The organism is Paenibacillus sp. DS2015 (assembly GCF_050433705.1).
Classification (GTDB): Bacteria; Bacillota; Bacilli; order Paenibacillales; family Paenibacillaceae; genus Paenibacillus_AQ.
Genome location: NZ_JBNPWS010000002.1, coordinates 1 through 14,387, shown reverse-complemented (window position 1 = coordinate 14,387; position 14,387 = coordinate 1). Strand labels below are relative to the sequence as shown.

13 protein-coding genes, 11 tRNA genes and 2 rRNA genes are annotated in these 14,387 nt (G+C 41.1%); 4 read left to right on the top strand and 22 right to left on the bottom strand.

What is annotated here, in order from left to right; genetic code table 11:
* Nucleotides 1–110 precede the first annotated feature (110 nt).
* Nucleotides 111–1,685 carry a stage V sporulation protein B gene (gene spoVB / locus J2T13_RS01940; RefSeq protein WP_429367830.1) on the top strand — a complete coding sequence of 525 codons (1,575 nt, stop codon included), beginning with the start codon at nucleotides 111–113 and terminating at the stop codon, nucleotides 1,683–1,685.
* On the opposite strand, the gene J2T13_RS01935 is transcribed toward spoVB, so the two are convergent.
* Entirely contained in the window at nucleotides 1,682–2,404 is a 723-nt protein-coding gene (locus tag J2T13_RS01935; protein WP_429367828.1) for a DUF421 domain-containing protein, read from the bottom strand. The two genes, spoVB and J2T13_RS01935, sit on opposite strands and share 4 nt — an antisense overlap.
* A 200-nt stretch (nucleotides 2,405–2,604) precedes the next feature.
* On the opposite strand from J2T13_RS01935, the gene J2T13_RS01930 reads away from it, so the two are divergent.
* A complete protein-coding gene (locus tag J2T13_RS01930) occupies nucleotides 2,605–3,000 on the top strand; it encodes a TIGR04086 family membrane protein (RefSeq protein WP_429367826.1) in 396 nt (131 codons plus the stop codon).
* Between the two features lie 75 nt (nucleotides 3,001–3,075).
* Nucleotides 3,076–3,894, top strand: coding sequence for a phosphatase PAP2 family protein (locus J2T13_RS01925; protein ID WP_429367825.1), 819 nt, complete (start codon nucleotides 3,076–3,078; stop codon nucleotides 3,892–3,894).
* Between the two features lie 86 nt (nucleotides 3,895–3,980).
* Here J2T13_RS01925 and yajC read toward each other — a convergent pair whose 3' ends face one another.
* From yajC to ruvC, 7 genes are read right to left on the bottom strand one after another with little or no spacing between them, the layout of a single operon-like run.
* The gene (gene yajC / locus J2T13_RS01920) at nucleotides 3,981–4,292 is read right to left on the bottom strand and encodes a preprotein translocase subunit YajC (RefSeq protein ID WP_429367823.1); all 312 of its coding nucleotides are present in this window, start codon (nucleotides 4,290–4,292) and stop codon (nucleotides 3,981–3,983) included.
* A gap of 43 nt (nucleotides 4,293–4,335) precedes the next feature.
* Nucleotides 4,336–5,475 carry a tRNA guanosine(34) transglycosylase Tgt gene (tgt, locus tag J2T13_RS01915; protein WP_429367821.1) on the bottom strand — a complete coding sequence of 380 codons (1,140 nt, stop codon included), beginning with the start codon at nucleotides 5,473–5,475 and terminating at the stop codon, nucleotides 4,336–4,338.
* A gap of 33 nt (nucleotides 5,476–5,508) precedes the next feature.
* A complete protein-coding gene (gene queA / locus J2T13_RS01910; protein WP_429367819.1) occupies nucleotides 5,509–6,537 on the bottom strand; it encodes a tRNA preQ1(34) S-adenosylmethionine ribosyltransferase-isomerase QueA in 1,029 nt (342 codons plus the stop codon).
* A 7-nt stretch (nucleotides 6,538–6,544) separates the two neighbouring features.
* Nucleotides 6,545–8,536, bottom strand: a complete 1,992-nt coding sequence (locus J2T13_RS01905; protein WP_429367817.1) for a SpoIID/LytB domain-containing protein — start codon at nucleotides 8,534–8,536, stop codon at nucleotides 6,545–6,547.
* Between the two features lie 54 nt (nucleotides 8,537–8,590).
* Entirely contained in the window at nucleotides 8,591–9,598 is a 1,008-nt protein-coding gene (ruvB, locus tag J2T13_RS01900; RefSeq protein ID WP_429367815.1) for a Holliday junction branch migration DNA helicase RuvB, read from the bottom strand.
* A gap of 19 nt (nucleotides 9,599–9,617) precedes the next feature.
* Nucleotides 9,618–10,232 (bottom strand): Holliday junction branch migration protein RuvA, encoded by a 615-nt coding sequence (gene ruvA, locus J2T13_RS01895; protein ID WP_429367813.1) that lies wholly within the window; start codon nucleotides 10,230–10,232, stop codon nucleotides 9,618–9,620.
* Complete coding sequence (ruvC, locus tag J2T13_RS01890) at nucleotides 10,229–10,732, bottom strand: crossover junction endodeoxyribonuclease RuvC (protein WP_429367811.1); 504 nt, start codon at nucleotides 10,730–10,732, stop codon at nucleotides 10,229–10,231. The genes ruvA and ruvC overlap by 4 nt, the downstream gene beginning before the upstream one ends.
* A 191-nt stretch (nucleotides 10,733–10,923) precedes the next feature.
* On the opposite strand from ruvC, the gene J2T13_RS01885 reads away from it, so the two are divergent.
* On the top strand, nucleotides 10,924–11,988 hold the full coding sequence (locus J2T13_RS01885; protein WP_429367809.1) for a branched-chain amino acid aminotransferase: 1,065 nt from the start codon (nucleotides 10,924–10,926) through the stop codon (nucleotides 11,986–11,988).
* A gap of 163 nt (nucleotides 11,989–12,151) precedes the next feature.
* On the opposite strand, the gene J2T13_RS01880 is transcribed toward J2T13_RS01885, so the two are convergent.
* The 14 genes from J2T13_RS01880 to J2T13_RS01815 all read right to left on the bottom strand — a co-directional run.
* The gene (locus J2T13_RS01880) at nucleotides 12,152–12,820 is read right to left on the bottom strand and encodes a BofC C-terminal domain-containing protein (protein ID WP_429367807.1); all 669 of its coding nucleotides are present in this window, start codon (nucleotides 12,818–12,820) and stop codon (nucleotides 12,152–12,154) included.
* A 130-nt stretch (nucleotides 12,821–12,950) separates the two neighbouring features.
* A tRNA-Pro gene (locus J2T13_RS01875) sits at nucleotides 12,951–13,024 on the bottom strand.
* 6 nt (nucleotides 13,025–13,030) lie between these two features.
* Nucleotides 13,031–13,112 (bottom strand) — tRNA-Leu (locus J2T13_RS01870).
* A gap of 24 nt (nucleotides 13,113–13,136) precedes the next feature.
* A tRNA-Arg gene (locus J2T13_RS01865) sits at nucleotides 13,137–13,213 on the bottom strand.
* A 13-nt stretch (nucleotides 13,214–13,226) separates the two neighbouring features.
* A tRNA-Gly gene (locus tag J2T13_RS01860) sits at nucleotides 13,227–13,301 on the bottom strand.
* Between the two features lie 9 nt (nucleotides 13,302–13,310).
* A tRNA-Leu gene (locus J2T13_RS01855) sits at nucleotides 13,311–13,395 on the bottom strand.
* A gap of 15 nt (nucleotides 13,396–13,410) precedes the next feature.
* A tRNA-Lys gene (locus tag J2T13_RS01850) sits at nucleotides 13,411–13,486 on the bottom strand.
* Nucleotides 13,487–13,501: 15 nt separating this feature from the next.
* A tRNA-Asp gene (locus J2T13_RS01845) sits at nucleotides 13,502–13,578 on the bottom strand.
* A gap of 29 nt (nucleotides 13,579–13,607) precedes the next feature.
* Nucleotides 13,608–13,684 (bottom strand) — tRNA-Met (locus J2T13_RS01840).
* 51 nt (nucleotides 13,685–13,735) lie between these two features.
* Nucleotides 13,736–13,811: transfer RNA gene (locus J2T13_RS01835), tRNA-Val, on the bottom strand.
* 26 nt (nucleotides 13,812–13,837) lie between these two features.
* Nucleotides 13,838–13,912 (bottom strand) — tRNA-Glu (locus tag J2T13_RS01830).
* A gap of 7 nt (nucleotides 13,913–13,919) precedes the next feature.
* Nucleotides 13,920–13,995, bottom strand: a tRNA-Asn gene (locus J2T13_RS01825).
* A gap of 6 nt (nucleotides 13,996–14,001) precedes the next feature.
* Nucleotides 14,002–14,118: ribosomal RNA gene (gene rrf, locus J2T13_RS01820) — 5S ribosomal RNA — on the bottom strand.
* Between the two features lie 174 nt (nucleotides 14,119–14,292).
* A 23S ribosomal RNA gene (locus tag J2T13_RS01815) occupies nucleotides 14,293–14,387 on the bottom strand; the annotation flags it as partial.

Here is a 14,387-nt window from a genome sequence, read left to right as displayed (position 1 = left end):
CTCTTTTTTATGTGATCTTCTTACAAACCCAAGTCATGAAAATGGACAGGTTGAGCATATTCATATAAAAAGGTCTTAAAGGCGCTTTGACCGGGAAGAGGGAGTGGGCATTGAATAAAAATAAAAAGCAGACATTTATCCAAGGTACCCTGATATTATTAGCAGCAGGCATCATTAATCGTATATTAGGTTTTATTCCAAGAATTGCATTACCTCGGATTATTGGTGCTGAAGGAGTTGGAATATATCAACTAGGATACCCCTTTTTTCTAGTATTGATGACTCTTATTACGGGAGGAATCCCCCTTGCTGTAGCTAAACTTGTGTCAGAATCCGAAGCAGAGGGCAAACCCAAATCTTCTAAGCTTATTCTACGTATCAGCCTAAGTCTAACTTTAAGCCTCAGTATCGTATTCATGCTACTGGCCATACTATTTGCTCCTTGGGTAACCCAAGTTATTCTAACAGACCCGAGAGTGTATCACACATTTGTAAGCATGAGTCCTATGCTTGTTATTATAGCAGTATCTTCTGTATATAGGGGATATTTTCAAGGTAAGCAAAATATGATTCCCTCTGCGATCTCCTCCATCGTGGAGACATTGGTTCGTATTGTCTGTGTACTGTCGTTCTCTTATTTGCTTCTCCCTAAAGGAATTGAGTTCGGAGCTGCAGGCGCTATGTTAGGGGTTATGGCAGGAGAACTTATTGGATTACTCATATTACTATGGCAATATTATGTAGAAAATAGGAAACAATCTGATTCGGTTGACAGCTCTGACTTCACACAAGATAATGCTTCAGACCATAATCTGTTCAGAAGATTGCTGGGAATAACCATACCTGTCACTGCAGGAAAGCTCGTAGGATCCTTCTCCTACTTATTTGAGTCCATTATTACAGCGCAAAGTCTAATTATTGCTGGACTAGCTACATCAGTCGCTACAGCTCAATATGGAGCTTTACAGGGCATGATTATCCCCCTAGTGCTTATGCCAGGAGTACTTACATCATCACTAGCTGTATCTCTGGTACCTTCGCTTTCGGAAGCAGCGGCACGTAATGATCTAGCAACCATCCATAAAAGGCTTAATCAGACACTAAGACTGGCACTTGTCACTGGAGCGCCCTTCTCAGTTCTGATGTTTATTTTATCTTCACCACTTTGCCAATTGCTTTACAACAATGACAATATTTCAGGAATGTTGCGTATGATGGCACCTTTCGCGTTATTCTTGTATATTCAGGGCCCACTTCAAGCAACTTTACAAGCATTAGATCGTCCAGGTAAAGCTCTTCGCAACACATTAATTGGCGCAATAATCAAACTATTTATCATATGGTACTTAACATCTCAACCTGAATTTGGGATATACGGTGCCGTTATCGCCATTATTATCAATACTATTATTGTAACCTTGCTTCATAGCGTAAGCATAGTAAGAATGCTTTCTTTCCGCTTTAAATATTTTGATTTTATTAAAATCGCCGCCGCAATGCTTATTATGGCCGGTGGAACACAATTTAGCTTCGCGCATCTGCCTTTTCATCATATCTCCTGGTTGCAATTCCTTCTATCTGCATCCTTTGGCATGACCTTATTTATCATCATTATTTTCTCAATCAAACTGGTATCACGTCGTGATTTGGCTAGAATTCCTATTGTAAATCATTGGTTCCGTTAGTTAGAAAGATCACTAGGTTTATTTAACAGATCAATGATTAAGTCACCTTTATGGTCAATAGAACAGAAAAATACATCTGAGAACTCTTCTGCTCCTTTAGATTGGATTTTATTTTTAAGCCAGAATCGCGATTTGTTAATTACGCTCAAGCTTTCATCTTGGACAATCCCATCCATGATTAGGGGGATCGGCAAACCTGTGTATGCGATTTTAGCCGCAGGGATAAGGATTTTTTTATTCGACTTTTTCTTTTTGGTTGAATGTAAATCCTTAGGTATAACCGTTAACTGACCCGTTGTTTCCAAAATGGCAAATTCAACATCAGCAATACTATCAACATTCTGACCGCGCATTTGGAACATAAGATCGTCTAGGTTATACCTCTGTTTCTTCATCGCATCCCGATGAATATTACCGTCTGATATCAATATTGTAGGTTTCCCATCAAAGAATTGACGTACTTTACGACTTTTTAAAGAAACATAAGCAATGATAATCTGTACAATGACCAGCGTAGCCATGGGGACTATTCCCTCGTACATAGGACGCTTAATATCCTCCAACACAAATACCGCTATTTCAGCAATCATAATGGAAATCACCAAATCGAATATAGATAGTTTTCCAATTTCACGTTTCCCCATTAATCGCATCGTTAAAAAGATAAGAAAATACAGAAATAACGTTCTAAAGATGTAAATGCTAAGATCACCTGACACTTATATTCGCTCCCTTCAGCTATTTAAGAGTGAACATACTTCTTATATATTTTGAACTTAGCACTCCCTACTCATACACGAGATTTTTATTTAATTAATGGGAATTATCATAATACATTCACTTAAATTCTAATTGTACTACTGGGGCAAGCCTAGTCATACAATGACAGTAACATATGGATAATAAAGGAGGTTTTTACATGCAACAGATCCGACGTTTATTCTCACTACGTATTTCCAATCCAACGCTGGCGGGGTTATGCTATGCCTTTTCTTGGATGATGATTGGTGCATTGATTTTATCCTTGTTTTTGTGGTTGAGTGGTATGCAGGAGAAGGAACTAACGGCCTATACTTATGTAGTCCATGCTTGTGCAGTAAGTATTGGTGGTTTAGTATCTGGTAAAAGGTCCGGACGTAAGGGGTGGTATCAGGGGGGAGTGACAGGAACCTTTTATGGCGTGCTCATCCTAATTATTGGGTTTCTAGCATTGGATAATTCCCTATCTTTAAGCCAATTTTATGGGATTGCAGCAGCTTTTGTCATAGGCTCCATTGGTGGAATGTTTGGAGTTAACATGCGTAATCATTCCTAAATTTCTTAATGGTCTCTTAATAGCAAGTTGTGGTACACTATTGCAAGTTATGCTATTAAGAGGAGGACCCACGTTGTGCTCTACAATTCGATAGGAACCATTTCATTAGCGTCAACGGGTGCAGTCATTATACTCATTTTGCTAGGAACTTTAAGGTTTCCGTTACTACCCGTTCGAAATTTCATCATGGACCTCATAAGATCACGAAAGTTTATTATATTACTGATATGTGTTATCTGTATTCTAATATTGAATAAATACGAGCTTAAGTTTGAAGAATCCTTAGATTACAATGTAGACTTTACACCTTGGATATATGGTATAGAAGGTCATTTTGTGCAATCTGTTCAGCACATCTTCAATAACCCATACGTTACTCAAATTACTGTTTTCTTTTACATCATCGTGTTTCAGTCTCTCCTAATTGCTTCTATCGCAGTCTATATTATTGATCGAAATAAAGTTCTCGTATACGCAACTTGCTTTGCCATAATTACGAATTATGCGATAGCCATACCATTTTATATTCTATTTCCAGTTAATGAAGTATGGTCGTATTCCCCTTCGGGAGTATCCTTCTTGATGTTAGATGTATTCCCTAAATTTGAACAAGAATATCGACCTTTATCAGGTCTAAATAATTGTTTCCCTAGTCTTCATACATCCATATCCGTTACAATCATGTTTCTAGCCGCTCGATCAGGTAATATACGTTGGAGAGTCATAACTGGAATTAGCTGTCTTATTATTCTATTCAGCATCTTCTATCTTGGGATACACTGGTTAACCGATATGATAGCAGGAACGATGCTCGGCCTATTTGCATCCTCATTTGGTATTTACATGGCCAAGCGTACAATCCAGAAGGAAAGAACTTCTCTCCAATCCTCATAAACTCAAAATAGAGGTTGCCCTTCTCCCGTGTGGGGATAGGACAACCTCTATTTATTAGGTTCTCAACTTACGAATTCATTATTTCATTATTCTGAGATGGCATCAGAACGAATACCTTGACTAATCGCACTACGGTCAAAGGTAAGTTTCGTTACATCATTAACACGAAGCACGATGATATCATCCGTAATTTCCATAATCGTACCGTGAAGTCCACCAATGGTTACGACCTTATCTCCCTTTTGTAGGGAACTTAACATAGAGGTACGTTTCTTTTGTTTCTTCTGTTGTGGACGGATTAACAAAAAGTAAAATATCGCAAACATTAAAACAAATGGCCAAAGTAATTGAACCAATGACCCTGCTCCACCACCTGTAGATCCAGCTGCAAGTAACATTCATCTTCCCCCTTTAATTGTAACTCTCAAATTGATCCCTGTTTTAAAAACCTTTGAGATTCTCATACAGGCCATACTGTTCGAAAAACTCATCGCGAAAATCCAGCAACCTATCTTCCATAATGCTCTCGCGAACCTTGCGCATTAAATCTAACAAGAAATGCAAGTTATGGTATGTAGTCAGTCTCAGTCCGAAGGTCTCATCTGCTTTAATCAAATGCCGAATATAAGCTCTAGAATAATTCCGACATGTATAGCAGTCGCACGCTGGGTCTAGAGGGCCAAAATCATGTGCATATTTGGCATTCCGGATGACAACCCTACCTTGACTTGTCATGGTTGTCCCATTACGAGCAATTCGAGTCGGTAAGACGCAATCGAACATATCTACTCCACGAATAGATCCCTCTATAAGAGCGTCCGGCGATCCTACACCCATTAAATAACGAGGTTTATTGCTAGGAAGCAATGGAATGGTGTAATCCAATACCTCATACATGAGCTGCTTAGACTCTCCAACGCTGAGTCCACCAATAGCATACCCCGGGAAATCCATGGAAGTCAAATCACGAACACTTTGTTTGCGTAGATCTTCATGCATACCACCTTGAACGATAGCAAACAACCCTTGATCCTGTGGTCGACCATGACTTTCCAAACAACGTTCAGCCCAGCGACTAGTCCGTTCAAGTGACTTCTTCAAGTAATCATATTCCGCTGGATACGGTGGACATTCATCAAATGCCATCATAATATCAGACCCAAGCGCATTCTGAATCTCCATAGCAACCTCTGGAGAAAGGAATAACTTATCTCCGTTTAGATGAGAGCGAAAATGAACACCCTCTTCCGTAATTTTACGCATCTCACTCAGACTAAATACTTGGAAACCACCACTATCCGTAAGAATCGGTCGATCCCAGTTCATAAATTTATGAAGTCCGCCCGCTTCACGAATAATCTCGTGTCCTGGTCGAAGAAATAAATGATACGTATTACTCAGAATGATCTGAGCATCCATTTGTTTAAGCTCTTCTGGACTCATTGTCTTAACCGTAGCCAAAGTACCAACAGGCATAAATGTAGGTGTCTCAATAATACCATGCGGAGTATGAACTCGTCCGAGACGAGCTCCTGACTGTTTACATGTCTTAATATGTTCGTAAGTAATTGCAGCTACCATAGTATATTCCTTCCTTAATAAGCCATTCTGTAATTAATAAATAAACATAGCATCGCCGAAGCTGAAGAATCGATACTCTTCTTTCACCGCTTCCTTATATGCTTCTAATACATGATCTCTTCCTGCCAAAGCACTAACTAACATGACTAAAGTCGATTTAGGTAAATGAAAGTTAGTGATCAATGCGTCCACAACTGTAAATTGATGTCCCGGATACATGAAGATATTTGTCCATCCACTCGTTGCTAAGAGCGGACCTTCACCACATTGTCTTCCAACCGTTTCAAGAGTCCTACATGAAGTCGTTCCTACAGCTATGATTCTTCCTCCATGGCTACGAGCATCATTCAACAAGTCAGCTGTCTCTTGGGATAGAGAGTAATATTCTTCGTGCATAACATGATCTTCTACACGTTCAACTGACATCGGTCTAAATGTACCCAGTCCTACATGAAGAGTTATGAATGCTACATTCACTCCCTTAGCACGTATCTCATCCAATAATTCATCAGTGAAATGAAGACCTGCCGTAGGTGCAGCTGCCGAGCCTTCATGACGTGCATATACAGTCTGATAACGTTCCTGATCATTCAACTTCTCTTTAATATAAGGAGGAAGTGGCATCTGTCCGAGTCGATCTAGGATTTCCTGAAACACGCCTTTATAGTTAAAAGAAAGAATACGTGCTCCCATCTCTCCCTCTTCTTCGATGACCGCCTGTAGCTCTTCACTGAAATGAATCACATTTCCCTTTTTTAACTTCTTACCTGGTTTAACAAGAGCTTCCCATCGATCATTGCCCATATTTTTGAGCAACAACACTTCTGCTTTAGCGCCTGTATCTTCCTTGGTACCGAATAATCTAGCGGGAATAACACGCGTATCATTAAGCACAAGTGTGTCTCCAGATTGTAGATAATCCAAGATTCCTGTAAAAGACTCGTGCCTGATGCTGCCGTCCTCTTTATTCAAAGTTAACAGACGCGAAGAACTTCGATCTAGTAGCGGTGTCTGTGCAATTAATTGTTCCGGTAAGTCAAAATTATATAACTCTACATCCATGGTGTCGTCATTCCTTAACAATAGTGACATTTTGATAATAGTGTCTCAAAATATCCTGATAATTACTCCCAGCATCCGCCATACCCTTGGCTCCCCACTGTGAGAGTCCCAAGCCGTGACCATTACCTCGTCCTACAAACATAAATTTCTGACTTGTGTTCATCTTAATCCCATCAGAGGCTAATACATTATAACTTTCGATAGGTACAATATCAAATAACGTACTCGGCAATCCATTAAGCGCAGATCGGAACATATCCGCATACTTCACCTCTAGCACTTGGCCGTTCACCTGAATCTCAATAGCCCGTCCAGATGGACCCCGTTTAGTAACTTCAAGCGTATTAATAGTACTGGGTAACTTGGTTGTTGTCTTGCCTTTCATAGATTTAAGTAATTCATCAGAAGTATAAGGACCTCTAACCCATGAATATGAATTGGACTCCGTTACTTTGTCCAGAATTGTAGCGGTGTCTCCTGGATTAAGCTTGCTAACAGCACTCACGCTAGATTGAATAAGTGGAATTGGGCGTACATTCGTATCTTTAGCCGTTACCGTTAACTGTCCAAGACCTGATTGCGTTTTACTCGCTAACTCATTCACATTATCTTCACGGACATATCCGGTCACACCATTATTCAAAAGTACATAATACCACATTTTCATGTTTTTTTGCGCAGATATATCTTCTTCACTGGCTACACTCGCGAACGTATCATTCACACTATTCCATACTTCGCTGGAATCGGCCGTTACTCCTCCACTGTTCGAGGAGAATATAGCCTCTACCACTTTACCATTCTTCATAAGAACTTCGCCTCTGGTAGCGTCAACAGCCTTCGTGATACTCGGAGCTTCGGAACTTATTCCGTTATATACTTGGCTTAGTGTCGTATCAACTACGTCAGCAATTTTAAATTTGTTATTTTGGAACTTGGCATAACTTCTAGCTGCTACCGCTTGCGTCTTCAATGCCTCTTCTGCCCAAGACGAGGGAACTTCTCCACCTACTACAGAATATAAATACTGTTCGATAGGCACCTCATTCACAAGAGACATTTGCCCATTATAAGAGCTAATCTCAAAAGCACCTCGATAGCTTCGCTGCGATCTTTCTACCACTTTCGTTCCAGCCTCATTTTCTGGAATCCATAACTTAGTAGAGGGACCACTGATTTGATAATGATCAACTGCTTGTTCTGTCTTAAGATCTAATCCGACATCCTGATGCTTTATGAGTGCAGGTATAGTGAGCTCAATGTCTCTTAGCGTTATCTTGGGTAGTAATTCATTTGCTTGACTCTTGATAGCAGTCAGTTCGTTGATATTAACCGCTTCTCCTACCCACACTGCATATGAATAACTCTCTGTTGGTAAAATAGCAATCGATGCTTCCAAACCCGCATTAGTGAACTTGGCTCTTTGCAATTCAGCCTGCGATTCGGTTTTGTACATCCCTGCGGATAAATAATGATTCCCCTTTACCGTAGGAGTCTGACCATTTAGTTGAGCAACTACCGTCTTAGCAACACGGGATGTAGCCTCGTTAGCTTCTTGCTCACTAGCATATACGCCAGAATAAAGTTGGTATACTGACTTTCCATTTTGGGAAATACTAAACAGCATAGGCTTATCACTTGTTCCCGAAAGCTTCTGAGATGCATCTGATGCTATTTTCCAATCACTAGTCTCTAATACTTTAACTCGAAATTGATCTATGCTGAAACGCACTTGTTTATTTGCTGCAAAAGAAATCCAAGATTGATACCCATCTATTCCATTATCACCTACGCTCCAAATATTCTCAGATTGAAGCGTCACGGCAGGAACCGTTGATTTATAAGTGCTTCCAAAATTAAGAAAAAGTGCGACCCTTACTTTATCATTAGAGATTGCTAGAGCTTCACTAGGCATTTGAAAACATGCCGCTGTAATGACGATAGCCAAAACTCCTTTACTAAGCCAACTCAATCTTTTTCCGCCGAATTTTTTTATCATCGATATCTCTCCTTTTCTAGTGATTAACGCACTAATCCAATCCTCTTCACATTATTAATGATGGTCTGGAGGAAGTGGAAGACCAAGATGCTGATAGCCTGCAGCCGATACCATTCTTCCTCTCGGAGTTCGTTGTAAGAATCCAATCTGCAACAAATACGGTTCATATACATCCTCAATTGTCTGGCTCTCTTCACTGATCGTTGCAGCGATCGTATCCAACCCTACAGGGCCGCCTCGGAAGCTCGTGATCATCGAATGTAGAATCTTATAGTCGATCTGATCTAGCCCCATAGGATCTATCTGAAGCATTTTGAGCGCCTGTTCCGCAATATCTTGCGTGATCATCCCATCACCACGCACTTGAGCATAATCACGTACCCGTCGTAAAAGTCTGTTTGCTATCCGAGGAGTTCCTCGAGCCCTGAGGGCAATCTCATCTGCTGCATTTCCCACAATCTCAATACCAAAAATATCAGCGCATCTAGATACGATAAAACTTAATTCATCTACACTGTAGTACTCTAGTCTATTGACTACACCGAAACGGTCTCTCAATGGTGCTGAGAGCAAGCCTGCACGGGTTGTTGCTCCTATCAATGTGAATGGTGGAAGATCCAATCTTACAGAACGAGCACTGGGTCCTTTGCCAATCATAATATCTAATGCGAAATCTTCCATAGCGGGATATAATACCTCTTCTACCGTACGATGTAAACGATGAATTTCATCTATAAAGAGCACATCACCCTCTTGAAGATTCGTAAGCAATGCTGCCAAATCACCAGGACGAACAATAGCAGGACCAGATGTCGTACGCAGATTCACACCTAACTCATTGGCAATAATGTTAGCCAACGTCGTTTTACCGAGCCCTGGAGGACCATATAGTAGCACATGATCAAGCGCTTCGTTACGCATTTTTGCGGCTTCAATATAAATTTTCATGTTTTCTTTCACTTGATTCTGTCCGATATATTCCGCTAAATAGCGAGGACGTAGACTAAGCTCCACCGCCTGATCTTCCATCATTAAATTTGCCGATATAATCCGATCTTCCATTACTTATTGCACCTCTTTCTCAGCCCGCATAGAGCAGTTTGAGCGCCTTCTTCATGATCACGTCAACGGTGTCATCATATGTGATATCATCCTTAATTTTGAGCCATACACCATCGAGCTCTGTGTCTGTATAGCCAAGAGTCTTCAAAGCCTCTCTAGCCTCTGACCAAGAAGTGTGATCCTCTTCTTGCGGTACCTGAACAGCAAATAATCCTTCTGAATATACTGCCGCACTGAAATCATCCAGCTTGTCCTTTAGATCAAGGATCATCCGTTGTGCTGTCTTCTTACCTATGCCTGGCATCTTCGTCAAATACGTAATATTCTCCTGATATATAGCCGTTACAACAGAATCAGGATCACCGCCACTAAGAATACCAAGAGCAACTTTAGGTCCTATACCCGATACTTCAATTAATTTACGAAACAATTTCTGTTCTACTCGTGTAGGAAAACCAAATAGGAGAATAGCATCCTCACGTACGCTATGATGAATATAAGCTATAACATCCCCTTCACCCTTCGCAAAAGCATAAGGATTCGGACAGAACACACGATATCCTACTCCATTTACATCGAGAACGACATAGTCACTCTCCAAATGGGCTACAGGTCCTCTTAAGAAGTCTATCATTTCCGCAATACCTCATTTATTTTCGAATTTAAAGTATATGAATGTGCATGGCATATTGCAACAGCTAGAGCATCAGCAACGTCATCGGGTTTAGGAACCTCTTGTAAGCGAAGGTACTTTCTCACCATTTCCTGAACCTGCTTTTTCTCTGCCTTTCCATAACCAACAATAGCTTGCTTAACCTGCATCGGTGTGTACTCTGAGACGGGAAGTCCTTTTTGTTTCGCTGCCAAGATCATCACTCCCCGCGCTTGACTTACAATCATCGCAGTGGTGACGTTTCTGTTGAAGAAAAGCTTCTCAAACGCAACCGCATCAGGTTTATATTTATCTATTAATTGTACAATTCCTTCATACACATGTAATAATCGGTCTTCTTCTGGTGTATGGGCTTCTGTCTGAATACAACCGTACTGAACCGGAGTAACTTTGCTTCCAACCTTGTCTACAAAACCAAAGCCAACGATAGCGATACCCGGATCAATCCCTAAAATCCGCAATTTAAATCTCTCCCTTATCATAAAGCGAACATATGTATTCGTTCTCTTATTATATGAAAAATGATCTAGTAAGTCTATCATTCAGACAAAACGCGCAATCTATTTACAATATTTGATTTGACCAATGGTTTTCTTCTTTCTTATAATAAGACTACAGTATAACTGATTGAAAGCCAGGGGGAGACAGAATCATGGAAGAAATACAAATCCATATTAGCGAAACACTCAAAGATAAACCAGATGAACAACACTTAGGGTTCGGTCAACACTTCACAGATCATATGTTCCTCCTTGATTACACTTCAGGTCAAGGTTGGCATGATCCTCGGATTGTACCCTATGCCCCTTTAGTACTCGATCCTGCTACACTTGTCCTTCACTATGGACAAGCTGTCTTCGAAGGTTTAAAAGCATACCGCACAGAAGGTGATAAAATCCTTTTATTCCGTCCCGAGAAAAATATGGAGCGTCTCAACCGATCTAACGAACGCTTAGGTATTCCTAATATCGATGGTGATTTTATTATTCATGCCATTCAAACTTTGATTGGCGTCGACCAGGATTGGATTCCTTCAGGTGAAGGAACTTCTCTTTATATTAGACCATTTATTATAGCTACTGAAGCATGTCTAGGTGTCAGAGCTTCACATACCTATAAACTCATCGTGATCCTTTCACCTGTTGGTGCTTATTACTCAGAAGGCATCCAACCTGTCAAAATCAATGTTGAGAGCTCCTACGCACGTGCTGTACGTGGTGGTCTTGGAACAGCTAAAGCCGCTGGGAATTATGCTGCTAGTATCAAAGCGCAAATCGAAGCCAAAGAGGAAGGATATTCACAAGTACTCTGGTTAGATGCTATTGAGAAAAAATATATTGAAGAAGTAGGTAGCATGAATATATTTTTCAAAATAGATGGTAAAGTGATTACGCCTGAGTTAAATGGCAGTATTCTTTCTGGAGTTACTCGAGATTCCATCATCCACTTATTGAAGAGTTGGGACGTTTCTGTAGAGGAAAGACAGATTTCAATGGAAGAAATATATCAAGCTTCATGCGATAACACCCTAGAAGAAGCCTTTGGGACAGGGACAGCCGCTGTTATTTCTCCTGTAGGCGAACTATTCTGGATGAAGAACAAAATGATCATTAACGAGGGTCAGATTGGCGCTATTTCGCAAAGGTTATATGATACAATCACGGGTATTCAGAACGGTATATTACCTGACACTTTTGATTGGACTCTAGAAGTATAAATTTATACACTTTTAGGAATTTAGCCAAATATGAACAAAAAAACCTCCAATTCCACTGTTTTAGTGGTTTTGGAGGTTTTTCGATTTAGGATTACTGAAAACAAATTGAAAACATATCGACACCCTGTAGGATTGAATCCAACATTGGCCTTCGAAATACTCCTCACTTCGTTCGTTTCATAACGTTCTCTGAATGCTCACGAGCATAATCGCTGAAAGTTGAGATCACACTATTATACTCATCCACATCTTTAATCCGAATACCCTGTTGGAGTTGTTCTAGTACACCATCTGGGAGTGAAGATTCCATAGAATTAATGTCCAACTGAAAAAATGTTTTTAGAACCTTTTCTTTTTTCGGAGAATCCTCATACATAGTTAAGTTCCCGTCTATATCCATACCGATGTAAGCTTTCTGCTTGCACTCCGGGGACAGATCAGAGATTGATTCTATAAACAATACTTCTCCATTGTCATTAATATCAGCTTTCCAAGTCGAATGATTATCAAGCAATAACCCTATTTCATTAGATTTCATTTTACCGAGACTTTGTTTTTCTTGACCACAGATATATTGTTTTAGCAATGTCACTTCATGAATTTCATTATTACTTCTTAGCTTTCTCCGCAAATCAACTTCATCTAAATACTCTTCCTCTGAAGAAGTACTTTGAAGATTCCGTAACGTTTCAACAGCTAGCTGTGGCTTAAAACTTAGCAAGGACTCGATTCTGTTAGGTAAGTGATTTCCCCACCATATGAGCACAATAACTAAAGCACATGTCACTACTGCTCCGATTCTTCGTTTCCACTGTTTCCAATGCCTCTTCATCTGTTTTTTTAGACGAGAAGAATTCACTTTAATCCCCTTCTATCTACATTCTTTTCTTTATTGTGACCGAAGGGTTAAAAAAATATACAACAAAAAAACCATCGAATAATATTCGATGGTTTTTTTACAATCGGGACGACACGATTTGAACATGCGACCCCCTGGACCCAAACCAGGTGCTCTACCAAGCTGAGCTACGTCCCGAAACTATACCGATGGCCGGACTCGAACCGGCAAGCCCTGCGGCACCGCATTTTGAGTGCGGCGTGTCTGCCAATTCCACCACATCGGCGTATAGTTACTTAAAAATCTTAAATGGTGCGCCCTAAGAGATTCGAACTCCTGGCCTTTTGATTCGTAGTCAAACGCTCTATCCAGCTGAGCTAAGGGCGCAAATAATAACAAATGGAGCGGACGACGGGAATCGAACCCGCGACCCTCGCCTTGGCAAGGCGATGCTCTACCGCTGAGCCACGTCCGCATAATAAAATGGTGCGCGTGGAGGGACTTGAACCCCCACGTCGTGAGACGCTAGATCCTAAGTCTAGTGCGTCTGCCAATTCCGCCACACGCGCACAACAACAAAAAAATGGTGAGCCATGAAGGATTCGAACCTTCGACACCCTGATTAAAAGTCAGGTGCTCTACCAACTGAGCTAATGGCTCTTACTTTGAAAAAAATGGCGGAACCGACGGGACTCGAACCCGCGATCTCCTGCGTGACAGGCAGGCATGTTAACCAACTACACCACGGTTCCACATATGTATTCCCCAGCTAAGGAATAATTGGTTGCGGGGGCAGGATTTGAACCTGCGACCTTCGGGTTATGAGCCCGACGAGCTACCGGACTGCTCCACCCCGCGTCAATAAACAATATCTAATTCATATGAACTCAAAACTCTTGAGATCAAAAATGGTGGAGGCTGAGGGGATCGAACCCCCGACCCTCTGCTTGTAAGGCAGATGCTCTCCCAGCTGAGCTAAGCCTCCATACATATGTGATACATTATAATAAATGGTGACCCGTATGGGATTCGAACCCATGTTACCTCCGTGAAAGGGAGGTGTCTTAACCCCTTGACCAACGGGCCTTGAAAATGGCTCCCCGAACAGGGCTCGAACCTGTGACAACTCGATTAACAGTCGAGTGCTCTACCAACTGAGCTATCAGGGAAAATCCGCTTGGCGACGTCCTACTCTCCCAGGACCCTGCGGTCCAAGTACCATCGGCGCTGGAGGGCTTAACGGTCGTGTTCGGGATGGGTACGTGTGGAACCCCTCCGCTATCGCCACCAAACAGGATTTTTGTGTTGCTTGTCTACTTTGTCTCAACTTCAACAAAATATCCAACCCTATAAAGGGCACACAACTAAAAATCAATACAAGGTTTAATCCTTGAAAACTAGATACGAAACAAACTTTGCGAGTTTAAAAGCATATGCTTCCGAAGTACTTTCACTTCGTGAAACTTTAGGATAAGCCCTCGACCGATTAGTATTGGTCAGCTCCATGCATTACTGCACTTCCACCTCCAACCTATCTACCTCGTCGTCTTCAAGGGGTCTT

Excerpts from the sequence above, each read along its gene's own strand:
- J2T13_RS01880 (WP_429367807.1), bottom strand. The coding sequence starts at position 12,820 with ATGAAGAGGCATTGGAAACAGTGGAAACGAAGAATCGGAGCAGTAGTG.
- J2T13_RS01905 (WP_429367817.1), bottom strand. The coding sequence starts at position 8,536 with ATGATAAAAAAATTCGGCGGAAAAAGATTGAGTTGGCTTAGTAAAGGA.
- yajC (WP_429367823.1), bottom strand. The coding sequence starts at position 4,292 with ATGTTACTTGCAGCTGGATCTACAGGTGGTGGAGCAGGGTCATTGGTT.
- queA (WP_429367819.1), bottom strand. The coding sequence starts at position 6,537 with ATGGATGTAGAGTTATATAATTTTGACTTACCGGAACAATTAATTGCA.
- ruvB (WP_429367815.1), bottom strand. The coding sequence starts at position 9,598 with ATGGAAGATCGGATTATATCGGCAAATTTAATGATGGAAGATCAGGCG.
- J2T13_RS01885 (WP_429367809.1), top strand. The coding sequence starts at position 10,924 with ATGGAAGAAATACAAATCCATATTAGCGAAACACTCAAAGATAAACCA.
- J2T13_RS01930 (WP_429367826.1), top strand. The coding sequence starts at position 2,605 with ATGCAACAGATCCGACGTTTATTCTCACTACGTATTTCCAATCCAACG.
- ruvA (WP_429367813.1), bottom strand. The coding sequence starts at position 10,232 with ATGATAGACTTCTTAAGAGGACCTGTAGCCCATTTGGAGAGTGACTAT.
- tgt (WP_429367821.1), bottom strand. The coding sequence starts at position 5,475 with ATGGTAGCTGCAATTACTTACGAACATATTAAGACATGTAAACAGTCA.